Annotated in this window: 29 protein-coding genes; 2 read left to right on the top strand and 27 right to left on the bottom strand. The window is 68.3% G+C overall.

The window, feature by feature from the left end; genetic code table 11:
- Positions 1–132 precede the first annotated feature (132 nt).
- The 10 genes from ACZ7KI_RS40840 to ACZ7KI_RS40795 form a co-directional block, all read right to left on the bottom strand.
- Positions 133–1404, bottom strand: coding sequence for a deoxyguanosinetriphosphate triphosphohydrolase (locus ACZ7KI_RS40840; RefSeq protein ID WP_470278366.1), 1272 nt, complete (start codon positions 1402–1404; stop codon positions 133–135).
- Between the two features lie 39 nt (positions 1405–1443).
- On the bottom strand, positions 1444–2097 hold the full coding sequence (locus ACZ7KI_RS40835) for a YdcF family protein (protein WP_470278365.1): 654 nt from the start codon (positions 2095–2097) through the stop codon (positions 1444–1446).
- Between the two features lie 32 nt (positions 2098–2129).
- Positions 2130–2735: a response regulator gene (locus ACZ7KI_RS40830; RefSeq protein ID WP_470278364.1), complete on the bottom strand. Its 606-nt coding sequence runs from the start codon at positions 2733–2735 to the stop codon at positions 2130–2132.
- Complete coding sequence (locus ACZ7KI_RS40825) at positions 2732–3928, bottom strand: sensor histidine kinase (protein ID WP_470278363.1); 1197 nt, start codon at positions 3926–3928, stop codon at positions 2732–2734. Before ACZ7KI_RS40825 ends, ACZ7KI_RS40830 begins: the two co-directional genes overlap by 4 nt.
- Positions 3929–3941: 13 nt before the next feature.
- Positions 3942–4670 carry an ABC transporter permease gene (locus tag ACZ7KI_RS40820; protein WP_470278362.1) on the bottom strand — a complete coding sequence of 243 codons (729 nt, stop codon included), beginning with the start codon at positions 4668–4670 and terminating at the stop codon, positions 3942–3944.
- Positions 4667–5590 carry an ABC transporter ATP-binding protein gene (locus ACZ7KI_RS40815; protein ID WP_470278361.1) on the bottom strand — a complete coding sequence of 308 codons (924 nt, stop codon included), beginning with the start codon at positions 5588–5590 and terminating at the stop codon, positions 4667–4669. Before ACZ7KI_RS40815 ends, ACZ7KI_RS40820 begins: the two co-directional genes overlap by 4 nt.
- Before the next feature lie 169 nt (positions 5591–5759).
- Positions 5760–7148 (bottom strand): glycine--tRNA ligase, encoded by a 1389-nt coding sequence (locus tag ACZ7KI_RS40810; RefSeq protein ID WP_061982755.1) that lies wholly within the window; start codon positions 7146–7148, stop codon positions 5760–5762.
- Between the two features lie 93 nt (positions 7149–7241).
- On the bottom strand, positions 7242–7916 hold the full coding sequence (locus ACZ7KI_RS40805; protein ID WP_470278360.1) for a class F sortase: 675 nt from the start codon (positions 7914–7916) through the stop codon (positions 7242–7244).
- 117 nt (positions 7917–8033) lie between these two features.
- Positions 8034–8663, bottom strand: a complete 630-nt coding sequence (locus ACZ7KI_RS40800) for a class F sortase (protein WP_470278359.1) — start codon at positions 8661–8663, stop codon at positions 8034–8036.
- Between the two features lie 7 nt (positions 8664–8670).
- Positions 8671–9744: a hypothetical protein gene (locus tag ACZ7KI_RS40795; RefSeq protein WP_470278358.1), complete on the bottom strand. Its 1074-nt coding sequence runs from the start codon at positions 9742–9744 to the stop codon at positions 8671–8673.
- Between the two features lie 264 nt (positions 9745–10008).
- Here ACZ7KI_RS40795 and ACZ7KI_RS40790 point away from each other — a divergent pair, with 264 nt between their 5' ends.
- Positions 10009–10392 (top strand): ArsR/SmtB family transcription factor, encoded by a 384-nt coding sequence (locus ACZ7KI_RS40790; protein WP_465463739.1) that lies wholly within the window; start codon positions 10009–10011, stop codon positions 10390–10392.
- A 2-nt stretch (positions 10393–10394) separates the two neighbouring features.
- Positions 10395–10808 carry a Fur family transcriptional regulator gene (locus ACZ7KI_RS40785; RefSeq protein ID WP_037310463.1) on the top strand — a complete coding sequence of 138 codons (414 nt, stop codon included), beginning with the start codon at positions 10395–10397 and terminating at the stop codon, positions 10806–10808.
- A 1016-nt stretch (positions 10809–11824) separates the two neighbouring features.
- Here the strand turns inward: ACZ7KI_RS40785 and ACZ7KI_RS40780 are convergent.
- The 17 genes from ACZ7KI_RS40780 to ACZ7KI_RS40700 form a co-directional block, all read right to left on the bottom strand.
- On the bottom strand, positions 11825–12550 hold the full coding sequence (locus ACZ7KI_RS40780) for a TIGR03943 family putative permease subunit (protein WP_470278357.1): 726 nt from the start codon (positions 12548–12550) through the stop codon (positions 11825–11827).
- Positions 12547–13563 carry a permease gene (locus tag ACZ7KI_RS40775; RefSeq protein WP_470278356.1) on the bottom strand — a complete coding sequence of 339 codons (1017 nt, stop codon included), beginning with the start codon at positions 13561–13563 and terminating at the stop codon, positions 12547–12549. Before ACZ7KI_RS40775 ends, ACZ7KI_RS40780 begins: the two co-directional genes overlap by 4 nt.
- Before the next feature lie 37 nt (positions 13564–13600).
- Positions 13601–14023, bottom strand: coding sequence for a hypothetical protein (locus ACZ7KI_RS40770; RefSeq protein WP_470278355.1), 423 nt, complete (start codon positions 14021–14023; stop codon positions 13601–13603).
- Positions 14020–14841, bottom strand: a complete 822-nt coding sequence (locus ACZ7KI_RS40765; protein WP_364203214.1) for an isoprenyl transferase — start codon at positions 14839–14841, stop codon at positions 14020–14022. The genes ACZ7KI_RS40770 and ACZ7KI_RS40765 overlap by 4 nt, the downstream gene beginning before the upstream one ends.
- Before the next feature lie 39 nt (positions 14842–14880).
- A complete protein-coding gene (gene recO / locus ACZ7KI_RS40760) occupies positions 14881–15642 on the bottom strand; it encodes a DNA repair protein RecO (RefSeq protein ID WP_061982748.1) in 762 nt (253 codons plus the stop codon).
- 49 nt (positions 15643–15691) lie between these two features.
- On the bottom strand, positions 15692–16132 hold the full coding sequence (locus tag ACZ7KI_RS40755; protein WP_470278354.1) for a CD225/dispanin family protein: 441 nt from the start codon (positions 16130–16132) through the stop codon (positions 15692–15694).
- Positions 16133–16160: 28 nt separating this feature from the next.
- Positions 16161–16634: a CD225/dispanin family protein gene (locus ACZ7KI_RS40750; protein ID WP_465463732.1), complete on the bottom strand. Its 474-nt coding sequence runs from the start codon at positions 16632–16634 to the stop codon at positions 16161–16163.
- Between the two features lie 54 nt (positions 16635–16688).
- Complete coding sequence (locus ACZ7KI_RS40745; RefSeq protein WP_470278353.1) at positions 16689–17720, bottom strand: RDD family protein; 1032 nt, start codon at positions 17718–17720, stop codon at positions 16689–16691.
- Positions 17721–17869: 149 nt separating this feature from the next.
- Positions 17870–18322: a DUF2752 domain-containing protein gene (locus tag ACZ7KI_RS40740; RefSeq protein ID WP_470278352.1), complete on the bottom strand. Its 453-nt coding sequence runs from the start codon at positions 18320–18322 to the stop codon at positions 17870–17872.
- The gene (locus ACZ7KI_RS40735; protein WP_470278351.1) at positions 18319–18669 is read right to left on the bottom strand and encodes a CD225/dispanin family protein; all 351 of its coding nucleotides are present in this window, start codon (positions 18667–18669) and stop codon (positions 18319–18321) included. Before ACZ7KI_RS40735 ends, ACZ7KI_RS40740 begins: the two co-directional genes overlap by 4 nt.
- A gap of 25 nt (positions 18670–18694) precedes the next feature.
- Entirely contained in the window at positions 18695–19036 is a 342-nt protein-coding gene (locus ACZ7KI_RS40730) for a CD225/dispanin family protein (RefSeq protein ID WP_470278350.1), read from the bottom strand.
- 168 nt (positions 19037–19204) lie between these two features.
- Positions 19205–20104, bottom strand: a complete 900-nt coding sequence (gene era, locus ACZ7KI_RS40725) for a GTPase Era (protein WP_470278349.1) — start codon at positions 20102–20104, stop codon at positions 19205–19207.
- Positions 20104–20430, bottom strand: coding sequence for a cytidine deaminase (locus ACZ7KI_RS40720; RefSeq protein ID WP_470278348.1), 327 nt, complete (start codon positions 20428–20430; stop codon positions 20104–20106). The genes era and ACZ7KI_RS40720 overlap by 1 nt, the downstream gene beginning before the upstream one ends.
- The gene (locus tag ACZ7KI_RS40715) at positions 20423–21775 is read right to left on the bottom strand and encodes a hemolysin family protein (protein WP_465506308.1); all 1353 of its coding nucleotides are present in this window, start codon (positions 21773–21775) and stop codon (positions 20423–20425) included. The genes ACZ7KI_RS40720 and ACZ7KI_RS40715 overlap by 8 nt, the downstream gene beginning before the upstream one ends.
- 2 nt (positions 21776–21777) lie before the next feature.
- The gene (ybeY, locus tag ACZ7KI_RS40710; protein WP_470278347.1) at positions 21778–22332 is read right to left on the bottom strand and encodes an rRNA maturation RNase YbeY; all 555 of its coding nucleotides are present in this window, start codon (positions 22330–22332) and stop codon (positions 21778–21780) included.
- A gap of 46 nt (positions 22333–22378) precedes the next feature.
- The gene (locus ACZ7KI_RS40705; protein WP_470278346.1) at positions 22379–23458 is read right to left on the bottom strand and encodes a PhoH family protein; all 1080 of its coding nucleotides are present in this window, start codon (positions 23456–23458) and stop codon (positions 22379–22381) included.
- A 114-nt stretch (positions 23459–23572) separates the two neighbouring features.
- A complete protein-coding gene (locus ACZ7KI_RS40700) occupies positions 23573–23923 on the bottom strand; it encodes a histidine triad nucleotide-binding protein (RefSeq protein ID WP_470278345.1) in 351 nt (116 codons plus the stop codon).
- Between the last annotated feature and the right edge of the window lie 176 nt (positions 23924–24099).

Below are 24099 nucleotides of genomic sequence, written 5' to 3'. Positions count from 1 at the left end.
GCGATTCGGGCTCTAACCAACGGTGTTTAGGTACCTACGGTGGTGCGCCGGGTAGCGGCCGGGTCCGTGAAGGACTCCTTGAGGGACTCTAGGTCCCTCAAGGAGTCCTTCACGGACCCGGAACGCCGGCACTCAGCCGTGCCGGCCGGTGTGCCAGGCATGCCACGCGTAGGCCTGCGCGTCCGTGAGCGACGCCACCTGGTCGACGACGACGCGCAGACGGGCCGCGTCGTCCGGCGCCGCCTCCCACGCGGGCAGGAACAGGCCGTCCAGCGCGTCCGGCGCGCGGTGGCACAGCGCCCCGACCAGTTCGGCGAGCGTCTGGCGCTGGCCGTCCTGCATCGCCAGACGCCGCCTGTCGCTCATCACGTACCGCAGCGCGAGCGCCTTGAACAGCGCGACCTCGGCCGCGACCTGCTCCGGGACGACCAGTTGCGCGGCGTAGCGGCTCAGCGGGCCTTCGCCGTACACCTCCCGTGTCGCGCCGACGACCGCCGTCGCGAACCGGCCGACCAGCTCGCTCGTCAGCCGCTTCAGCGCGACCTGCGCCTTGAGTGAACCGTCGAGGCCGGGCTTGATGAGTTCCGCGACCACCGGCAGATCCAGCAGTTCCTTCGCCGCACCCTCCAAAGTGGACTGGGACTGAGCCGAGAACCGCCGCGCCGCCTCGGCCACCGCGGCGCGTTCTTCCGAATCGGCCAGAACCTGCAACGAGATCCGGCCCGCCAGTACACCGTCCTCGACGTCGTGCACCGAATACGCGACGTCGTCGGACCAGTCCATGATCTGCGCTTCCAGGCAGGTGCGCCGCTCGGGAGCGCCGTCACGGACCCACGCGAACACCTCGGCGTCGTCGGCGTACACGCCGTACTTCGGATTGCCCTCTTCACGCTGCCACGGGTACTTCGTCGAGGCGTCGAGGCAGGCACGGGTGAGGTTCAGCCCGCCGACCAACCCGCCTTCGAGCAGGACCTTGGGCTCCAGCCTGGTCAGGATCCGCAGCGTCTGCGCGTTGCCCTCGAATCCGCCGCACGGCTGCGCGACCTCGTCCAGCGCGCGCTCGCCGTTGTGCCCGAACGGCGGATGCCCGATGTCGTGGGCGAGCCCGGCGGTGTCCACCAGATCCGGATCCGCGCCCAGTTCGTCCGCGATCCCCCTGCCGATCTGCGCGACCTCCAGCGAATGCGTCAGCCGGGTGCGCGGCACGCCGCTGACCTCGGCACCTTCACCCGGCCCGACCACCTGGGTCTTGCCTGCCAGCCGCCGCAGTGCCGCCGAGTGCAGCACCCGCGCCCGATCACGGGCGAAGGCGCTCCGCCCGTCCTTGGCGCCTTCCAGCGCCGCGCCCTTGGGCCGCTCGGGCAGCAGGCGCGCGGTATCGGCCTGGGTGTAGGTGTCGCTCACCAGCCAAGCTTAAGCGCGGTCACCGACACCTATCGGGTGTCAGACCTCGCCGGTACCGAACAGGGCGTCCGCCGGGGAGTTCGTGAGCCGGTAATACAGCAGCGCACCGGTCTCGCGGACGATGTAGCGCGCCTGCGTCTCGCGGGTCTGCACGATCGGGCCGCGATGGGTGGGCGACGTCCAGGTCTCCAGTCCGAGGTCGTCGGCCATCACCCTGGCGCGGAAGGAATGCCATGGGTCGCTGACCAGCACGGCGGTCTTCCAGCCCCGCTTCTGCACCTGCTCGGCGACCGCCCGCAGGCTGCGCAGGGTGTCGCTGCCTTCACCCACCGGAAGGGTCGCCGACTCGGGGACACCGTGTTTGCGCAGCCACCGCGCGCCCGCGTCGGCCTCGGTGTAGTTGTCGTCGGCCTTCTTGCCGCCCGCGGTGACGATCGTCTTGGCGACACCCTGCTCGTAGAGCGTCTTCGCCTTGGCCAGCCGCGCCTCGAAGATCCCCGACGGCCTGCCGTTGTACTGGGCCGCGCCGAGCACCACGATGACGTCGGCCTGGTCGCGCACGTCGTCCCGCGCGACCTGCCAGACCCGGAACGCCGTTCCGCCGATCACCGCGAAGACGATCAGCAGCACTCCCGCCACGAGCCGGCGCACCCGGCTCGCTCGGGTGGGTTTCGTCCGTTCGGCGGTACTCACGATGGTGATTCTCGCAGAGGCGGGAGTCGATCTCAGAGCCAGCCACGCTCTTCCGAGAGCCGCACCGCCTCGGCCCGTGTCCTGGCGCCGGTCTTGCCCATCGCGGCCGAAAGGTGGTTGCGCACGGTGCCGTCGGAAAGGTGCAGCGCCTTGGCGATGTCGGCCACCGTGCTGCCGTCCTTCGCCGCGGTGAGGACGTCGTGTTCGCGTCCGGTGAGCGGACTCGCGCCGGTGGCGAGGGATTCGGCGGCGAGCGCGGGATCGACCACGCGGAGTCCACTGTGGACTCTGCGGACGGCGTCGACGAGTTGTTCCGGCGGGGCGTCCTTGACCACGAATCCGGCGGCGCCCGCCGCCATCGCCCGCGCGAGATACCCGGGTCTGCCGAAGGTCGTGCAGATGATGATCCGGCACGACGGCAGCGCGCGGTGCAGCTCGGCGGCGGCTTCGAGGCCGTCCTTGCCCGGCATCTGGACGTCGAGCAGCGCGACGTCCGGGGCCGTTTCCTTCGCCAGCTGGAGCACTTCGTCGCCAGAGCCTGCCTGGGCGACCACCTCGATGTCGGTTTCGAGGCCGAGCACGGTGGCCAGCGCCCCGCGCACCATCGCCTGGTCGTCGGCGAGCAGGACCCGGATCACGCACACTCTCCAGCTGTTTCGGTGAACGACGCACGCGGGTCGCTCACCACGACGGTGGCCGGTACCTCGGCCCGGACCAGCCATCCTCCTCCTGGTCGCGAGGAGGCCTCCAGCGTCCCACCGACGGCGTCCAGCCGTTCGGTGAGCCCGCGCAGGCCGTTCCCCGCCGGGGCCTCGCCGGCCTGGCCGTCGTCCTCGATCTCCAGCCATCGCTCACCGAAGCGGACTTTGACCCGCTTCGCCTCGGAATGCCGGAGCACGTTGGTGACCGCTTCCCGCAGCACATAACCGAAAGTGCGCTGCAGGCCCGGTTCGACGTTGTCCACCGCGTGCGGCAGATCGCCGTCGATCTCGGCCGCCCGCAGCGCCGCCCGCGCCCCGGCGAGTTCGGCCGAGAGCGACACCTCGCGGTACTCCGACACCGTGGCGCGGATATCCGACAACGCGCTGCGGGTCAGGCCTTCGACCTCGCGGATCTCCTCCAGCGCGCGGCCGCCGTCCATACCGCTCTCCAGCATCCGCCGGGCGAGGCCGGCCTTCACCGTGATGGTGGTGAGGCTGTGGCCGAGGATGTCGTGCAGATCCCGCGCCAGGCGTTCGCGTTCACCCGCCACCGCGAGCGTGGCGATCTCCTGGTTCGCCGCCTCCAGTTTCCGCACCGCGCGGACCAGGTTCGCCATGAAGAACATCGCCGCGGTGATCGAAGTGACCGCGATGAGGTCCCCGAAGTCGTACTTCCCGACCGCTAGGTGGACGGCCAGCACCAGCAGCAGCGCGCCGCCGTCGAGGATCAGCGCCCACGCCGGCGGCAGCGTGAAGGCCAGCACCGCCGTCGCGTAGATCAGGATGTACGGGTTGTTGTCCTGCAGGAACACCAGGGCGAGACCGATGAGCAGCATCAGCACCGAGAAGACGTAGGTCGTCTTCCGCCGGGACGGCCGCAGTGTGAGCGGGAACAGCACGTAGCAGGAGCCGTAGCAGAGCAGGAGCGCGGCGATCACCAGCTCTTTCCCGGTCGCCCCGCCGGTGGCCAGATCGACCGCCGCGGGGACGAAGCTGGGCAGGATGAAGGCGAGACCGAAGATCACCCACCGCGTCGGCCGGGGACCCCGGCCGGTTCGCGGCGGCATGTCCGCCCACCAGTTCTCACGGCTGTTCAGGCCCGTCTTCACCCTGCCCGGGTAGTCGTTCACCGGTTCACCCTTCTCAGACCCGCGCACTGTCCTTACGGTAACGCCTGACCACCAGCGCACCGAGGACCGCGGTCCAGGCAGCGAGGACACCGAGTGCCGCCGGGAAGCTCACTGTGAGATGGTCCGTGACGACCGGGCGGACCAGCTGGATCAGCCAGTACGTCGGCGTGATCTGGGCGATGTCGGCCAGCCACGACGGCATCCCGTCGATCGGGATCCACAGCCCGCCGAGAAAACCCATCCCCATCGTGACGACCATGGACACCGGCTGCATCGAGTCCGGCGTGCCGAACTGCCCCAGCAGCACGCCGAGCAGCACCAGCGGGATCGCGCCGAGCCAGATGCCGACCACCAGCCGCAGCCAGCCGGAGGCGTCGAGGTGGACGCCCTGGAAGAGGATGCCGACCAGCGGCACGAGGAGCAGGGACGGCAGCGCGACGAGCATCGCCGAAAGCCCCTTCCCACCGAGGTAACCCGCGCCGGTCAACGGCGTCAGTCGCAGCTGGCGCTGCCAGCCCGTGGACCGTTCGATGGCCAGCTTCGCGCCGCTCGTCATGGCGGCGGAGAACGCGCCGAAGACCATCATGTTGACCATGATCACCGCGGCGAAATTCACGTCGCTCGCACCGAAAACGTTGGCCTGCAACAAGAACATCAGTACCGGGAAAGCGATCGCGAAAAGCACGAACCGGGTCGAGCGGAAGGTGCGGACGATCTCGGTCTTCAGGTAGGTCGGGTTCATCGGACGGCTTCCTCGGTGGTCTCGGCGGTCAAGGAAAGGAAAGCGCCTTCGAGGCCGACGGCGCTGATCTCGATGTCGTGTGCTTCGGGGACCTGGGCAAGCAAGGCCCGCAGTGTGGTGTCGGAATCGGAGCTGGAGATGGCGACGCGGCCGCCCCGGAGTTCGAACCCGGTGACCGCGGGCAGCCCCGCGATCACCGGCTCCGCCGTCGCGGGCACGACCGCGCGGACCGTGCGTCCCCCTGCCAGTGCACGGACCTGCGCGACCGAACCGTCCGCGACGATCCGCCCCGACCGCATCAGCACGACACGGTCGGCGAACTCTTCGGCCTCTTCGAGATAGTGGGTGGCGAACAGGACCGTGCGTCCGGAGTCCGTGTACTCGTACATGGACTTCCAGAACTCGCGGCGCGTGCCGACGTCCATCGCGGCGGTGGGCTCGTCGAGGATCAGCAGGTCGGGGTCGCTCACCAGCGCGACGGCGAACCGCACGCGCTGCTTTTGCCCGCCGGAAAGCCTGGTGGAACGCCGATTCGCGAGGTCTTCGACCCCGGCACGGCGCAGCGCCTCGCGGACGGGCATCGGCTTGCGGTGCAGCGCCGCGACCATGCCGACGGTCTCGGCGACGGTGAGATCCTCGACGAGCGCGCCGCCCTGCAGCATCGCGCCGATCATCCCGTCGCCGACCGCTTCGCCCGGCTCCCGCCCGAAGACGGTCACGGTGCCGCTGTCGGGCACCGTGAGGCCGAGGATCATGTCGACCGTGGTGGATTTGCCCGCGCCGTTGGGACCGAGGAGGGCGACCACCTCGCCCGGCGCGATCGTGAGGTCGACTCCGTCGACGGCGTGGACGTCGCCGTAATGCTTACGCAGTCCGGAAAGCCGGACCGCCGCCCCGGTGATGATGTCTTGTTCTCGCATACTCCGAGCTTGGCGCTCGCGAGGCTCGCGGCCCTGGGCCGCGCGTCACGACCTGGGGGTGACAATTGTCAGGGGTGGTGCTCCCCGAACCGCTCCCCCCATGCAATGAAAGGTCCTTTCCTGGCAAATTTTGCAAGGAAAGGACCTTTCATAGCGTTGGCCGAAGGCGTCAGCAGCCGATCAGGCGCCCCGCCAGGTAAGCCTCGAGCTTGTCGATCGCGACCCGCTCCTGCGCCATGGTGTCGCGCTCCCGCACGGTCACCGCGAGGTCGTCGAGCGTGTCGAAGTCGACGGTGACGCAGAACGGCGTCCCGATCTCTTCCTGGCGCCGGTAACGCTTGCCGATCGAGCCGGCGTCGTCGAAGTCGACGTTCCAGTGCTTCCGCAGCATCGCCGCGACGTCGCGCGCCTTCGGCGTGAGATCGGCGTTGCGGGACAACGGAAGCACGGCGACCTTGAACGGCGCGAGCCGGTAGTCCAGCTTCAGCACGGCACGCTTGTCCACGCCGCCCTTGGCGTTGGGAACCTCGTCCTCGTGGTAGGCGTCGACCAGGAACGCCATCATCGACCGGCCGACACCGGCCGCGGGCTCGATGACGAACGGGCGGAACCGCTGCTTCGAGGCCTGGTCGAAGAACGACAGGTCCACTCCGGAGTGGTTCGAGTGCGTCGTCAGGTCGTAGTCGGTGCGGTTCGCGATGCCCTCGAGCTCGCCCCACTCCTGGCCCGCGTTGAACGCGAACCGGTACTCGATGTCGACGGTGCGCTTCGAGTAGTGGGAGAGCTTTTCCTTGGGGTGCTCGTAGTGGCGCAGGTTCTCCGGCTTGATGCCGAGGTCCTTGTACCACTCGGTGCGCGCGTCGATCCAGTACTGGTGCCAGGTCTCGTCCTCACCCGGCTCGACGAAGAACTCCATCTCCATCTGCTCGAACTCACGCGTGCGGAAGATGAAGTTGCCCGGCGTGATCTCGTTCCGGAACGACTTGCCGATCTGGCCGATACCGAACGGCGGCTTCTTCCGCGCGGTGGTCTGCACGTTGAGGAAGTTGATGAAGATGCCCTGCGCGGTCTCCGGGCGGAGGTAGTGCACGCCTTCCTCGGACTCGACCGGGCCGAGGTAGGTCTTCAGCATCATGTTGAAGTCACGCGGCGCGGTGTACTCGCCGCGGTTGCCGCAGTTCGGGCAGGGGACCTCGGACAGGTCGTCCTCGGTCACCTCCTTGCCCGTACGCGCGGAGAAGTCCTCGGCCAGCTGGTCGGCGCGGAAACGTTTGTGGCAGGAAAGACATTCGATCAGCGGGTCGGTGAAAACGTCGAGGTGACCCGACGCGACCCAGACCTGGCGCGGCAGGATCACCGAGGAGTCGAGGCCGACGACGTCGTCGCGGCTCTGCACGACGGTCTTCCACCACTGACGCTTGATGTTGTCCTTGAGCTCGACCCCGAGCGGACCGTAGTCCCACGCCGATTTGGTACCGCCGTAGATCTCTCCACACGGGAAAACGAAGCCTCGACGCTTGCACAGGCTGACGACGGTCTCAATGGTGTTGGCGGGCACTCCACGCTCCGAAGCATGCGGGGACGGGTATCGGACTAGAACGACAAGACTAACCGCCCGTCCCCGCACGACCTCCGGCGAGGTTGGAACGGGTCAGGGCCTGCTGACCAAGGACGCGGTGACGATGCGGTTGTCCTCGTAACCGTCGGTCCCGCCGACGTACTCGCCACCACAGGTGACCAGCACCAGCCGGTGCGGACCGTCCGGTCCGAACAACTTCTCCGCCTGCTCGGCCAGCTTCGTCTTGTGCACGGTGACGACCTCGCCGATCTTGTAGACCCATTTGCCGCCGTCGGTGTCGACGACACTGACCTCCTGACCGGTCTTCAGCCGCCACAGTTCGTCGAACGGGCCCTTCTTGCCCTTCCAGTTCACGTGCCCGGAAAGCAGGGAAGCGCCCTGGTCGGCGCCCAGTTTCGAGCCCCACCAGGTGGCTTCGTCGAGTCCCTCGGGGATGGGGAGGGTCCCGTCGGCGGTCAGTTCCTTGCGGATCAGTTTCGCCGTGCCGCCACCGGGCAGTTTGACCGTGCCGGGCGCCTGCCCCTTGTCGACCGGGATGTCGGCCGGGACCTCGGGCGGCTGCATCGCGGACGTACCCGCCTGGCCCTCGGCGGCCGCATTGACGGGGTCACCCTTTCCGGTGAACAAGACCACCGCGACCACGGCCGCCACCACGAAGATCGCGGCGCAGGCGAGGATCCAGCCCAGGCCGGAGCGTTTCTTCGGCTGCTCCCCGCTCGCCGCGCCGTCGTCGAACTGTCCCACCATCGGGTATTTCTCCTTGCTCGCTTCAAGCCGCCGGAGCGGCCGGTGTCGCTAGACACGCGACGCGAGCTGACGTGGGTTGCATCGACTTCCCGCGTTTAGAGAACGAAATGCGCGGGGTCAGGCGGGCGGGCCGGTGACGGGGGTGGCGACGATGACCCGGTTGTCGCGGTAGCCGTCCGTCCCGCCGAGGTAGTCGCCGCCGCAGGTGACCAGCACCAGCCGGTGCGGACCGCTCTGCGCGAACAGTTTCGCGGCCTGCGCGGGCAGCTCGCTCTTGTGCACGGTGACGATTTCGCGCACCCGGTAGACCCAGATACCGCCCGCCGCGTCGCTGACGGCCACCTCCTGGCCGTCACGCATCCGCCACAGCTCGTCGAACGGCCCCTTGGCGCCACCCCAGTTGACGTGCCCGGAGATCAGCGCCGTCCCGGATTCGGCGCCGAGCCGCGCGCCCCACCAGGCCGCGTCCCGGAGACCGCGCGGGATCGGGAGGACACCGTCGGCGTTGACCTCGGAGCGGATGAGTCGCGCCGTTCCGCCTTCGGGCAGCCGGATAGTGCCGGGCCGCTGGCCACGCGTCGAACTGTCGGCGGGCAAGGCCAGCGGGGCCCCGTCCTCCCCCGGGACGACCGCGGGTTCGGCGAACGAGACCGACTGCTCCGGCGGAATCCAGGTCAGCACGATCACGCCCGCTGAGATGGCGAGCGCGGACACGACGGCGGAGAGTCCCGCCAGCCAGTTCCGCACGGGACCGCTACTTCTCCCGTACCGGAACGGGTTTGCGACGGCGGTAGAGCAGCATGGCCGCCGCGCCGATCACGATGCCGCCGCCCAGCAGCCCGAAGCCGACCACGGTCCGCGTCGGGTCGGCGGTCTGCGGCGGGACACCGCCCGCGGGCACCGTCCCCGGCACCGACGGCTGCTCGGGCGCCGCGCCCGGCCCGGTACCACCGGCGGGCTTCGCGACGAAGTTCTTCGGGATCGAGCAGCTCACGCCGCCGAGCACGATCGTCGCGCGGGCCTCGCGCAGGTCCTTGCCGTCCGCGTCGCGCACATGCGTGACGACCTCCAGTTTCCAGCCCGCGGCGGCGGTGACGTCGCCGCTGCGCCAGCCGTCCTGCCGGATCAGCTGGTCGAAGGCGGTCACCCGGGACACGGTCAGGTCGGAGGTGGTCTTCTCCTTGCTGACCTTCTCGGCCTGGACGGTCGACAGCGGGCCGAGCTTGAGCCCCTTGATGTCGACGCCCGAAGCGCCGGACGGCTTCAGCGCGCCGTTCTCGTCGCGCACCCAGATCTTCGACACGCTCGTCGACGACGACGGCTTGCTCGGCGACGAGCAGTCGACGGCGCTCTTCGCGCCCTCGAGGACCAGCACGGTGTTGTCGGCGGGCTTCGCGCCGCCGCGTCCGTTGTCGATCAGGGCGTAGTTGCTCTCCGCGACCGCCGTCGGGACGGTGGTCTGCTGCAGCGCGGCGAGCACGTTGTGGTCGCGGCTGGCGATACCGCTCGGATACGGGTTCGCGGACGAGCCGTAGCGGCCGAGGTTGATGTCCCAGTTGCCGCCGAAGGTCTTGCGTTCACCCTCGTCACGGGGGACGACGGTGCGATCCGGGGAGAGCTTCGACTGGCCGGGGGTCAGCGGCGACCGCTGGGTCTCGGTGATCAGCGAACCCGAGTTCCCGATCCGCGCCGACGCCACGTTCGCGAACGACACGGGTCCGGTCTTCTCATCGACGGCCTGCGTCGTCTGCGCCGAGGCGAGCCCCGGAACCGACGCCAAAGCGAAAGCCGCCGTCACGGCGGCCAGCTTCGTCACGAAACGAGTCATGTCTCCCCACTGCCTCTCCGGGCCCTTCGAGCGCGGTCGTCAGCGTACGAGAAGCGACGAAACGCTCCGCGACAACCTTGCACCGTCAGCGACCACATGCGAAGTGGAATGGTCATTTCTTTGCGAAGTCACCCGAATGGAGCAGTAACGCCGCCGCCGAGTGGTCGCCCGGTCGGCGAACAGACCAGGTGAGGCGGGAACACTAAGATGGGGTGCACTGTTACTGGCAATGACTTCGGAAATCATGATGAACATGGAGGCGGCATGGCTACGGTGACCCCGGACTCGGCCGCCCCGGGCTTCACGGAAGACCCCGGACCGCATTCGGCCGCCCGTCCGCCCGCCGAGCCCGCGGCTTCGGCGTCGGCCGCCGCCCTCGCGGACGCCGGTGACCTGCTCAGAGCACTCGCCGCCCCCGTCCGCATCGCCATCGTCCTGCAGCTGCGCAGCGCCGACCGGTGCGTGCACGAACTGGTGGACACCCTCGACGTCGCGCAACCGCTGATCAGCCAGCACCTGCGGGTGCTGAAGACCGCGGGCGTCGTCCAGGGCGAGCGACGGGGCCGTGAGGTGGTGTACCGGCTGGTCGACGATCACCTTGCGCATATCGTGGTGGACGCCGTAGCCCACGTTCAGGAGGGGAAGTGAGCATGAGTCCCACGACGGCCAACGGTTCCGCGCCGGTGCCGGGTCGCCGGTCGACGAAACAGCGGGCCGCCGTAGTCGAGCTGCTCAAGGAGATCGACGACTTCCGTTCCGCCCAGGAACTGCACGACGAGCTGCGCAAACGCGGCGACGGAATCGGGCTCACCACGGTGTACCGGACGCTGCAGTCGCTGTCGGAGGCCGGCGAGATCGACACCCTGCGCACCGACACCGGTGAGGCCATCTACCGCCGCTGCTCGTCGCACCACCACCATCACCTGGTGTGCCGTCTCTGCGGCAGCACCGTCGAGGTCGAAGGACCGGCGGTCGAGCGCTGGGCCGAGAAGATCGCTTCGGAGCACGGCTTCTCCGACATCAGCCACACCGTGGAGATCGTCGGGACCTGCTCGAACCACTGACGCTTCGGCGCAGGTGGTCGTGAGTAGCGCTTCGGGTTAGAACCCCTCTCAGGTACCTACTGAATGTGGCGGCCAGGTGGCCGCAGGGTCGGTCCGTGAAGGCCTCCTTCCCTACTTTGAGGGGAGGGTCCCGGCGAAGTCGCATAACTGCTGGTCGGCTCCATTACTAGCGCGGGTCAAGGCGAACGTGTCGTGGCGGACCCGGCGGGAGCGGGTTCACGTAAAGGGGCCTCACCTGGCTCCCGACTGTCCATAAGGGACACTTCTCGGGACAAACGTGCCCGATTTGGGCGAGTTGCGGGGTGTGGCGAGGGGGTCGTGAGTGATGTGGGTCGTTCTAACCCTCTTTAACACTCACGACCCCGCGCGGAAACGTATTTAGCGGCATCAATCGGACAGTCGATCGGCTGGCGGTGTCTCTTGTGGACACTGAAGCCCGCTGGTGTCCAGGATCAGGCCTGCTCTACCCCGGCTCGACCTTGATCAACGGAAGATCGGGGACCTTGAGTGTCCCTGATCTTCCGTTGATCAAGCTCCGCCGCTGGTGCGCGGCCCGTGACAGTGCAGGAATAGTCGCCTGACCTGCAAGACCGCGACTTTGCCGAGACCCTGACTTTGAGGGTAGGGAAGGAGGCCTTCACGGACTACGCGATCACCATCCGCGGCCTCAGCAACACCAACAGCCCCAGTAGTCACAGCGGCGGCGCGTGAGGCCTCCTTCCCTCGGCTCAGCCGAGGAAACTCGACCTTCACACCTTCCCCAAGTACATGAAGACCCTTTCCTTGCACCAGGCGCAAGGAAAGGGTCCTTCACGCGCCCCGGTGTGACTGGTGGTGCCGTTGAGGCTCGTGACGGCCGTCCGCGACGGGTGAGGGGCTCCTTGAGGGACTCTGAGTCCCTCAAGGAGCCCTTCACGGCCCGGCCGCTACCGGCCCCACCTGCCGTAGGTACCTAAACACCCTTGGCCAGACCCGAATCGCCACTCACGACCCAGCCCACAGCGCTAGGCGCCTGCTCAGTACTCGTACTGGTCCTTCGGCGCCGGCACCTGCCGCACCGAAGCAAGCGTCAAATCCGGCGTGTAGCTGTTCTCTCGCACCGCGGTGCCCGGCACGACCGTCCCGGTCACCTCCAGCCAGGTGTCGTTGCCGAAGCCCGAAACGCCCTCGCCGACCAGCCGCACGGTGATCGGGTAGGCGTCGGCCGCGCAGCAGCCGATGACCAGCCTGGCCAGCATCGTGTTGCCTTCGTTGTGCACGACGAATCCGGAGAGCCGCACCGTGCGCCCGTTCAGGGTCCCGCTCTTGTCCCAGCCGGCGCGGCTGACGAACTCGTTGACCTCCAACGGCACCACGTCCCCGGCGGGTAGCGGAGGGAAGGCGGCCGCGTTGCTCGCCGAGGCGCTCTGCGGTGCCCTCGCCTCGGTCCGGGTCACCGAGTCGGCGCCCAGCGCGGGCGGCGCGACCAGGAAGACGGCCAGTACCGGGACCATCAGCAGCCACGCCGAACGCGTGTTGTGGTCGTGCGCGTGGACGTCGCCGGAGACGACGGCGGCGGCGCGCGCGGCCAGCAGGTCGCGGACGATCGCGACCGCGCCCAGCGTGACCATCACCGCACCGCCCGCGATGATCCACGGCTGCTGCGCGGGTTTGACGTAGCGCAGGTAGTCGCCGTTGATCGTGATCTTGAGCAGTGCCCCGCCGAGCAGGATCAGCAGGATGTTCTGGGTCTCGCGTTTCACGCGCCACCTCCGAGGATCAGCACGCCCGAGACCACGGCGCAGGACAACGCGACGACGAACGTCACCGGCGCGAAGCGCAGCGCGAAGGATTTGCCGAAGGTACCGGTCTGCAGGGCGAACAGCTTCACGTCGATCGCGGGTCCGACCACCAGGAACACCAGTTTCGGCAGCAGCGGCATCGCGGTCAGCGACGCGGCGACGAAGGCGTCGGCCTCACTGCACAGGGCCAGCACGACGGCGAGCACGGCCATCACCAGGATCCCGAGCACGATCTGCTCCCCCAGCACGCCGAACCATTTGGCGGGCACGAGCACGTTCATCGCGGCGGCGATCATCGCGCCGAGCACGAGGAATCCGCCCGCCTCGACCAGATCCGCCCGCGCCGTCTCGGCGAAGGTCTTCCAGCGCGAACCGTGCTTGACCTCCGGAAGACGCCGCAAAGCGCGCTCCGCGATCCAGTCGAGCTTGCCCCACTTCGCCCACAGCCAGCCCATCACCATCGCCGTGGCGAGCGAACCGGCGAACCGGGCGAACACCATCTCCGGGTTCCCGGGGAACGCCACCGCCGTGGCGACCAGCACCACCGGGTTCACCGCGGGAGCGGCCAGCAGGAACGTCAGCGCGGCCGCGGGTGCGACGCCCTGGCCGATCAGCCGCCGCGCCACCGGCACCGAGGCGCATTCACAACCCGGCAGGGCGACCCCGGCCAGACCCGCGACGCCGACCGCCGCGCCCGCGCGCCGGGGCAGCACCTTCTCCAGCACGCGAGCGGGTACGAACGCCGCGATCGCACCGCTGATCAGGACCCCGAGCACCAGGAACGGCAGCGCCTGCACGCAGACGGCGACGAACACCGTCGAGCCGGTCCGCAGCGCGGGCACGTCGAACACCTGCTGGAGCCAGCTCTGCCCGAGGATCGCGATCAGCAGGATCGCGCAGAGCACTTCGATCGAAGTGATCTTGAACCGCCGGACCGGCTTCCGCTCCGGGGCGCTCGTGGAAATGGTTTCCATGCGCGAGATGATGCCAGGTGACCCTGTGTTCCCGGGGTCAGTCCCCGGAGGTCGTACCCAGAAGATCACTGCGCAGCTGCGACGCCGTCGACACGACCAGCATGAGCAACGTCCCGAGCGGCGAGGAATCCATCCCCTCAGCCGGGAACGCGTACCTCAGGGTGATGTCGATGCCCTTCTCCGAGCGCACGACCCCGAGCGTCCCGAACAGGCCCTGCCCGGCGCGTTCCGCCGCCGAGGCCGCGATCGCCGGGTCGTCCGGCAGATCCCAGGCGACGACGCAGGTCAGGCTCAGCACGGTCAGCCCTTCGGCCAGCCGGGTCGCCTGGATCACGCAAGGGACGTCCGCGTGCGAGAAGGTCAGCGCGCCGTCGTCGTCGACGTGGACTTCGAGATAGCGCTCGAGGGCTTCCCGTGCCGACGTCAGCAACGCCGCCGTGTCCGCCGCTTCGGTGGTCATGAGGTTCCTTCCGAAGCCTTGTCGATGGCACCGCCGAAGCGACGGTCCCGTTTCGCGAACTCGAGGCATGCCCGCCACAGGTGGGTGCGGTCGAAGTCCGGGAAGAGCGTGTCCTGGTAGACCATCTCGGCGTAGGCCGACTGCCAGAGCAGGAAGTTCGACGTCCGCTGCTCCCCCGACGGCCGCAGGAACAGGTCCACGTCCGGCATGTCGGGCTGGTACAGGTACTTCCCGATGGTCTTCTCGGTGACCTTGTCCGGGTTCAGTTTCCCGTCGGCCACGTCCTGTGCGATCCGGCGCATGGCGTCGCCCAGTTCGGCGCGGCCGCCGTAGTTGACGCACATGGTCATGTTCAGCGCCGTGTTGTTCTTGGTCTTCTCCTCGGCGACCTGGAGTTCCTTGATGACGCTCGCCCACAGCTTGGGACGGCGCCCCGCCCAGCGGATGCGGACGCCGATCGAGCCGAGGTAGTCGACCTGACGGCGGATGGTGTCGCGGTTGAAGCCCATCAGGAAGCGGACCTCTTCCGGGCTCCGCTTCCAGTTCTCGGTGGAGAACGCGTACACCGACAGCCATTTGACACCGAGTTCCACGGCGCCGCTGGCGACGTCGATCATCACCGCTTCGCCGCGCTTGTGGCCTTCGATCCGAGGCAGGCCGCGCTGGTTGGCCCAGCGGCCGTTGCCGTCCATCACCAGCGCCACATGCTTCGGGAGGAGTTCCTGGGGGATCTCCGGCGGCCGGGCACCGGACGGATGCGGCTCCGGCGCGCGAAGTTCGAATTGTGACGCCTTGTTCTCGCGTCCCCTGCGCAGCACCTTCGAGCCTCCTGATCGAGTGAACCTGTGCCTGCGACCCTACTGCGCTCCGGTGACGCCCTCCCGCGCACGCCTCTCCACCAGCGGCAGCGACCGCAGCTGACGCTCCAGATGCCACTGCAGATGCGCCGCGACCAGCCCCGAAGCGTCCCGCCGCGGCACCGGCAGCGCCGCTTCGGCCACCGGCCACTCCCCGTGCAGGAGCGCCGCGAGCAGGGTCAGCACCTCCTGGGAGGGGTGGACACAGCCGGGAACCCGGCAATCCGGGCACATCGAACCGCCCGCCGACACGCTGAACGCCTTGTGCGGTCCTGGCAGGCCGCACCGGGCGCATTCGGTGATCGCGGGTGCCCATCCCGCGTAGGCCATGGCCCGCAGGAAGAAGGCGTCGAGGACGAGGGAGCTGTCGCGTTCGCCGCCCGCGAGTGCCCGCAGGGCGCCGACGACGAGCATGTAGAGCTTGAGTACCGGTTCGCCCTCTTCGGCGGACAGCCGGTCGGCCGTCTCGGCGATGGCGCTCGCCGCGGTGTAGCGCTGATAATCGGCCACCAGCGGCGAGGCGAAGGCGTCGACCGTCTCGACCTGGGTGATCACGTCGAGCGAACGGCCGGTGTAGAACTGGACGTCGACGTGCCCGAACGGCTCCAAACGCGCCCCGAAGCGCGACGAGGTCCGACGCACGCCTTTCGCGACCGCACGGACCTTGCCGTGCCGCCGCGTGAGCAGGGTGATGATCCGGTCGGCCTCACCCAGTTTGTGCGTCCGCAACACCACTCCGGTGTCGCGATAGAGGTTCACCACCCCGACATCGTCCCACCTGGGACCGACATCGGGGTGGTGCGCCCTGGAATCAGCAGTAGCTGCCGTAGCAGCTGCTGTAGGTCGCCGTCGAAGCCGCGATGATCGAGATGACGATCATCACGATGGCGAAGGCGCAGCCGACACCACCGATGATCGACGCGATCATGCACATGGTCCGCGTCGACCTCGACGCGTCCGCGGCGGCGGCGTAGTTGCCCTGCATCTTGTAGGTGTTGACCTCGTTGGACTTCATGATCGCGAAGATCGCGATGATCCAGCAGAGGAAGATGCAGCCGATCGCCCAGCCCTTGTAGTCCTTGATGGCGTTGATGTCGCCGCCACCGCCGGGCATACCGCCCGGTGCGCCGTAGGGAGACGGCTGGCCGTACGGGGCGGGCTGGCCGTAGGGAGCGGGCATGCCGCCGGACGGGGGTCCATAGCCAGGCTGCTGCTGCCCGTAGGGCTGCTGCTGGCCGTAAGGGTTGGTCATTTAAAGAGTCCTCGTTGTTGTTTCGGGGTTAGAACGCCGTCGCGATGCCCACGATGATCCAGAGCAGGGAGAGCAGACAGCCGACGCCACCGATGATCGACGCGATCATGCACATGGTCTTCGTCGACTTCGACGCGTCCATGGCGGCGGCGTAGTTGCCCTGCATCTTGTAGGTGTTGACCTCGTTGGACTTCATGATCGCGAAGATCGCGACGATCCAGCAGAGGAAGATGCAGCCGATCGCCCAGCCCTTGTAGTCGGGGATCGAGTTGATGTCCCCGCCGCCGGGCATGCCGCCCGGAGCGCCGTAGGGCGCGGGCTGGCCGTACGGCGACGGCTGACCGTAAGGCGCCGGCTGGCCGTACGGCATCGGGTTCGCCCCGGAAGGCTGGCCGTACGGTGCGGGCGTGGCGCCGGACGGAGGTCCGTAGCCGGGCTGAGGCTGCTGGCCATAAGGCTGCTGCTGGCCGTAGCCGGGCTGCTGGCCGTACGGGTTCGTCATCGGGTTCCCCACTTTTGTCGTGCTTCCCGGCGGGTGGATCCCGCCGGTCATTTCTTACTGTTGCGGCGTTCCGGGCCCGTTCGGCCCGTCCGCACCGGGCAGCTGCTGCCTCAGCTGTTCCGGCGTGAGCTTCTGCGTCGGCTCGGCTTCGTCGAACCCGGACGGCGCCTGCTGGGACTGACCGGGGCGAAGCACCTGGGTCGGCTCGGACTCGCCGAAGCCCGGTTCGGTTTGGGACTCCGAGGACGGGGTCGCGGTTCCCGGCGGCTGCTGCCCGAACGGCTGGGGCTGCTGAGGTTGCTGCTGCCCGAACGGCGTCTGCTGCTGCGGCTGGCCGAAGGCACCCGACGGGGCCTGCTGGGGCTGCCCGAACGGCGACGACTGCGGCGCGGGGAAACCGGCCTGGCCGCCGAACTGCTGCTGCGCTCCGGGCGCCTCGGCGTCGGCGGGAAGCACGATCGTGCCGACGATCTTGTCCGCGAAGGTCTGCCGCTTCAGGTCCCACAGCGGCCACCAGTAGCCGAGGCCGAAGAGGAAGTTGTCGAAGAAGTGGCAGAACTCGCGGGCGATCGTCATCCCGATGCCGAGCGGCTCGCCGGTGGTTTGCTTGACAAGCTTGATCTTCAGGAACCGCTTGCCGAGCGACTGCCCGGTGGTGCCCATCAGGATCCACCGGTTCCAGATGGTGAAACCCATGAAGACGATCCCGGCGATGCCCAGCGCGATGCTGGCTTCGGACTTGGTCACCAGGTAGTAGATCCCGCCGATGATGTAGACCAAGATGATCGGGCTGAAGTCGAGCAGCATCGCGGCGAGCCGCTTGCCCCAGTGCGCGTACGCGTGCGAAGGCAGGCCGTACGGCGAAGCCTGGCCGAACGGCGCCTGCCCGTACGGCGGCTGCTGCCCGAACGGGGGCTGGCCGGGCTGCTGACCGAAGGGTGACTGCTGTTGCTGCGGCTGCTGCCCGAACGGGGACTGCTGGGACTGCCCCTGCTGCCCCACCCCCTGCTGCCCCTCCCCCGGAGGAGGCCCGAACCCGGGCGGCGGCTGGTGTCCCGGCGGCTGCTGGCCGTAGGGAGTGGTCATCGAAATCCCCTCGCTGGTTCCTCGCCCCCTGGCGCACGGGGCCCTCGTGCGGCGACCCGGCCTGAATGTACGGCATGGGTACACACCGAGCAGACCGGTGCGCGGGAGCGTACTCGGTGCCACCGACGATCCGGGCCTCGGCCCGTCACTCAGACGTAAAGGGAGGTGAACGGAGCGAAGGGCAGGTTACGGATGACGAACCAGACGACGAACACGACACCGAACGCGAGCGGCGTCCAGCGCCAGTGCAGCCAGCTGTTCACCGGCCTGCCGCGAAGCCTGCCGACCGTCCAGGCGACAGTGCTCCAGACGAGCAGCAGAACGACCACAAAGGACACCGCGTTGTAGTGCAGCGCGGCGGGGATGTCTCCGTGCAGCGCGCTGTAGACCATGCGCATGCCACCGCAACCGGGGCAGGCGATGCCCAGCAGTGTTTTGGTGGGACAGACCGGAAGCGGTCCGCCGGGGGTGGTGGGATCGCCCAGCCACAATGCGACACAGCCGAGCCCGGCGCCTGCCGCGATGGCGAGCGGCGGCCCCAGCGCGCGGGCCTTTGCCTTGAACCCGCGCGCCGGGAATCCCGTGTAGACGGACGTCGTCACGGCGTGAAGCTTCCCGCCGACGCGCCGATGATGATCATCACCACGATGAAGATGATGTACAGCAGGAAAAGACCGCCGGTGGCGATCGCTCCCCACATCGACCACTTCTTCGCGTCGTCGGCCGCCTTCTGGGCTTCGGCGTGGAAGCCCTGCGCCCACAACGTCTGCACCTGGCTCGACTTCACGATCGCGACGATACCCAGCGGCAAGCAGCACAACACCGTGCAGAGAATGGCCCACACGAGGTTGTTGTCCGGCGGCGGACTGTAGTTCGGCATGCCACCGTAATAGGGCTGCTGCGGCGGAGGCCCGCCAGGAGGCGGGTAGTTCGGGTACTGGTCGGTCATGAGGTCTCCCCCTCGATCGCCGCTATCAGCGGTAGTTGTTCACGTCGACGGACGACGCGAAGACACCGAGAACGACGAAGAAGACGACGTACAGGATGGCGAGCACGACACCGACGATCGCCGCGATGATCGACCACTTCTTCGCCTGGTCGGCCGCTTCCTGCGCCGCGGCGGGCTGGCCCTGCGCCCAGAGGGTGTTCACCTGGTTCGCCTTGACGATCGCGACGATGCCGAAGGGCAGGCAGCACAGGATCGTGGTGAGGATCGCCCACACCAGGTTGTTGTTGGGCGGCGGGCCGGGGTTGTTGAAGCCGCCCCCGCCCTGAGGGTCGCCGGAGTAGTTGGGCAGGCCCTGGTTGTCGGTCATTTACCGCTTTCCCTTCACGAATGATGATGTGCAAATCGACCCGGGCGCGCGCCGCCCGATCAGCGATCACCGGAGTCGAGGAGTGAGACTCTAGGGTCACCCGTCCGGTTCCACACCATCAACCGGTCTCCGCGACCGAATCGAGACATACCGTTCAGGTAAAAGCGGTCAGAAGCCCAGCCGTCGCAACTGACGGGGGTCGCGCTGCCACTCTTTGGCCACCTTGATGTGCAGGTCGAGATAGACCTTCGTACCGAGGAGCCCCTCGATCTGCTGCCGGGCGCGGGCGCCGACGTCCTTGAGGCGCTCCCCCTTGTGCCCGAGGATGATGCCCTTCTGGCTCGGTCGTTCCACATAGAGGAACGCGTGGACGTCGATCATGTCGTCCCTGCCCTCGTGCGGCAGCATTTCCTCCACGGTGACGGCGATCGAGTGCGGAAGTTCGTCACGGACGCCCTCCAGGGCCGCCTCGCGGATCAGCTCGGCGACCAGGGTCTGCTCCGGCTCGTCGGTGAGTTCGCCGCCCGGATACAGCTGCGGGCCTTCGGGAAGGTGCCGCACCAGCAGGTCCGCGAGCGCGCCGACCTGGAAACCGTCCACAGCGGACACCGGGATGAGTTCGGCGAACTCCATGACCTCCTGCAGGGCGAGCAGTTGCTCGGCGACCTGCTCGGGTTTCACGAGGTCCGTCTTGGTGACGATGCCGATCACCGGGGTGCGCTGGGCGATCTTCTTGAGTTCGGCGGCGATGAACCGGTCACCGGGACCGACTTTTTCGTTGGCGGGCACGCAAAGTCCGACGACGTCCACTTCGGACCATGTCGAGTGGACGATGTCGTTGAGCCGCTCGCCCAGCAGTGTCCTCGGCCGGTGCAGTCCCGGTGTGTCGATGATCACCAGCTGCGCGTCTTCGCGGTGGACGATGCCGCGGATGGCGTGCCGCGTGGTCTGCGGTTTGCTGGAGGTGATCGCGACCTTGCTGCCGACGAGCGCGTTGGTGAGCGTCGACTTGCCCGCGTTCGGCCGTCCGACGAAACAGGCGAATCCGGAGCGATGCGGCTCGGCCATCAGTTCAGCACCTTGCCACTGGGATCGACCAGATAGATCGGGGCCGCTTCGGCGATGTCCCGCACCGCCTGGACCGAGGCACCCTTCAGCAGGCCCTCCGGGGTGACCACGACGGCGGCCTCGATTCCTTCGGCCCCACTCGAAACGGCGGCCGCGACGGCGGCCTGCAGCGCGGTGAGCTTGAAGGACGGCTGATCGACCGTGCTCGCCGCGTAGGTACGGCCGTCGGTGTCGCGGAGCGCGGCGCCTTCGGCGGCCTGGGTGCGGGCTCGCGCGGACCTGGCCAGGGTCACCAGCTTCTCGTCCTCGGCGTCCAGCTCAGGCATGTTCGACACTCCTGTCACTTTCATCGGGCTGCGGAAGCCGGGTACGGCGCCTGCCCTGGGCAGCGTCGGTCACCGCGTCCGCGTCGGCGGGGTGGACGACCACCGTGGTGATCCGCATCCGCCCGCGCCGGTCCTTACCGCCTTCGGCGAACAGCCGAAGTCCGGCGACCTCGGCTTCGGCCCCCGGCAGCGGGACCCTACCGAGTCGCTCGGCGAGCAGCCCGCCCACGGTCTCCACGTCATGGTCTTCGAGGTCGATTCCGAACAGTTCGCCCAGGTCGTCGATCGAGAGGCGGGACGACACGCGGACCGCGCCGTTGTCGAGTTCCTCGACCTCGGGGCGTTCGTCGGTGTCGGATTCGTCGGTGATCTCGCCGACGATCTCCTCGAGGATGTCCTCGATGGTGAGCAGGCCCGCGGTGCCGCCGTACTCGTCGACCGCGATCGCCATGTGGTTGTGCGAGACCTGCATCTCCTTGAGCAGCTCGTCGAGCCGCTTCGAATCCGGCACGAAACCCGCCGGGTTCATCAGCTCTTCGACCCGGCGTTGCTGACCGCCCTCGGCCATGTACGCCTGCATGAGGTCCTTGATGTTGACCACGCCCGCGACGTCGTCGACGGATTCGCCGATCACCGGCAGCCGGGTGAACCCGGTGCGCAGGGCCAGCGCGAGCGCCTGGCGCACGGTCTTCTCGTGCTCGATCCAGACGATCTCCGTACGCGGCACCATGACCTCGCGCGCGACGGTGTCGCCGAGCTCGAACACCGAGTGGATCATCTCGCGTTCGGATTCCTCGACGACGCCGCGTTCCTGGGCCAGGTCGACCAGTTCACGCAGCTCGACTTCGGAGGTGAACGGGCCTTCGCGGAAACCTTGGCCGGGGGTGATGGCGTTACCGAGGACGATCAGCAGTTTGCTGAGCGGGCCGAGCACCGTGCCGAGGACGCGGACCGGCCCCGCGACGACCAGGCCGATCCGGTACGGATGCTGGCGGCCGAGGGTGCGCGGGCCGACCCCGATGAGCACGTAGCTCACCACGACCATCACGGCCGCGGCGACGACGATGGCGAGCCACAGCGGCCGGACCCAGCCGAGGATGTCGACGGTGACCAGCACGGTGGCGGTCAGCTCGCAGGTCATCCGCAGCAGCAGGATCAGGTTGATGTGGCGGCGGCGTTCGGCGATGACCAGCGCGAGCTGGCGCGCGCCCGGCCTGCCCATCCGGACGAGGCCGTCGGCGCGGGCCTTGGAGACGGTGCTGACCGCCGCGTCGGCCGCGGCGAACACCCCGGCGAGCAGGATCAGCGCGATGGCGATGACCAGCAGTGCCGTGGGACTACCCATGTCTAAGCGGGGGGTTCGTCGGCGGGCACGGCGTCGAGACCGGCGGTGCCGAGGAGCCTGTCGTCCGCGGTGCGCTGCGCGTCGCGCCGGTTCACCGCGGCCACGGCCGCCTGGAACTCGCCGAGGATCCGCTTCTGCAGACCGAACATCTCACGTTCCTCGGCGGGTTCGGCGTGGTCGTAGCCGAGCAGGTGCAGCACGCCGTGCGTGGTGAGCAGGTGCAGCTCGTCGATCAGCGCGTGCCCGGCCGTCTTGGCCTGGTCCTTCGCGAACGCCGGGCACAGCACGATGTCGCCGAGCAGCGCGGGCGACGCGTCGGGTGCGTCCGGGCGGCGCGACGAGTCGAGCTCGTCCATCGGGAAGGCCATCACGTCGGTGGGACCGGGCAGGTCCATCCAGCGTTCGTGCAGGTCCTCCATCACCTCGAGGGTGACGAGCAGGATGGACAGCTCGGCGAGCGGGCTGACCTCCATCTTGTCGAGCGCGAACCGGGCGGCCGACACGATCGAGCTCTCGTCGACGTTGACACCCGATTCGTTGGCGATCTCGATGCTCATGCTTCATCCCCGACGGTGCGCAGCGCGGGCGACAGCCGCTCATTCCTCATCGCCGTTGCCCTTTCCAGCCGTTGCCCTTGTCCTGGCTGTCCTGCAGTGCCTGCCACTTCTCGTACGCGTCGACGATGTCGCCGACGAGCCTGTGCCGCACCACGTCCTGGCTGGTGAGCTGGGCGAAGTGCAGGTCGTCGACGCCTTCGAGGATGTCCCGGACCACCCGCAGACCGCTCTTCTGACCGGTGGGCAGGTCGACCTGGGTGACGTCGCCGGTGACGACGATCTTGGCGCCGAACCCGAGCCGGGTGAGGAACATCTTCATCTGTTCCGGCGTGGTGTTCTGCGCCTCGTCGAGGATGATGAAGGCGTCGTTGAGGGTGCGGCCACGCATGTACGCGAGCGGCGCGATCTCGATGGTGCCCGCCTGCATCAGCCGGGGGATCGACTCGGGCTCGACCATGTCGTGCAGCGCGTCGTAGAGCGGGCGCAGGTACGGGTCGATCTTCTCGTTGAGCGTGCCCGGCAGGTAACCGAGGCGCTCACCGGCTTCGACCGCGGGCCGGGTCAGCACGATGCGCGTGACCTGCTTCGCCTGCAGCGCCTGGACGGCCTTGGCCATGGCGAGGTACGTCTTGCCGGTACCGGCGGGGCCGATGCCGAAGACGATCGTGTGCTTGTCGATGGCGTCGACGTAGCGCTTCTGGTTGAGCGTCTTGGGCCGGATCGTCTTGCCGCGCCGGGAGATGATGTTCATGCTCAGCACTTCGGCCGGTGACTCGTGGTCACCGGTGGAGAGCATGCCGACGGTGCGGCGGACGGTGGCCGGGTCGACCTGCTGGCCGCGGCCGGCGAGCGTCACGAGTTCGGCGAAGACACGCTCGGCGAAGGCGACGTCGGCGGGTGCCCCGGTCAGGGTGACCTCGTTGCCCCGGACGTGGACGTCGGCGGCGAGGAGTTCCTCGGCGACCCGGAGGTTTTCGTCCCTCGAGCCGAGCAGGCTGAGCGCGGCGGCGTCGGGGATGGGGAATCGGGACTGGGCCGCTTCGGTGACGGTGGCCTCGTCGGCCTTCGCTGTGACGTCCAGGGGGACGTCGGGGCGGGCGGCTTCACCCGGTACGGTTCCGGCCACGTGGCCTCGGGCCTACTTCCTGCGCTTACGCTGCGATTTTCAACGACACTGACAAGGTCGATGCTACTGGTTGCGGGTGGCGGCACGCAGTTCGGTTTCTCCCGGCTGTGCGCTTCAGCGCCCGAAATGCCCCAGCTGCTCGCCACCGAGCACGTGCGCGTGCACGTGGAAGACGGTCTGCCCGGCGTCACCGTCGGTGTTGAACACCACCCGGTAGCCGGATTCGGCGATCCCCTCGAGCTCGGCGACCTTCTTGGCGGTGGCCGCGACGTCGGCGAGAAGCTGCGGTTCGGCGGCGGCCAGTTCGGCCAGGTTCCGGAACCGCTTCTTCGGCACCACGAGCACGTGGACCCGCGCCTGCGGCGCGATGTCACGGAACGCGTACGTGGTCGCGTCCTCGTACACCTTCTCGGACGGGATCTCACCCGCGATGATCCGCTCGAACAACGTCTCCGCGTCACTCATTCCCCCACCCTATCCCCCACCTGGTCGTGAGTGATTCGGGTCATTGGACCGACCGCTCTCTTACTCCTTCCCTACGCTCAGGTGAACCGCCCCGGGTTTGATGGAGGCTCCATCGTGTGAGTGAGGATGGAGTTATGGGCCGGTCTTCGAGGCATCCGCGTGAGGTGCGTGAGCGT

The sequence above is a fragment of the Amycolatopsis sp. NPDC039088 genome, assembly GCF_055598845.1.
Note: the sequence above shows the minus strand (reverse complement) of the source record. Positions and strands in the feature narration are given on the sequence as shown.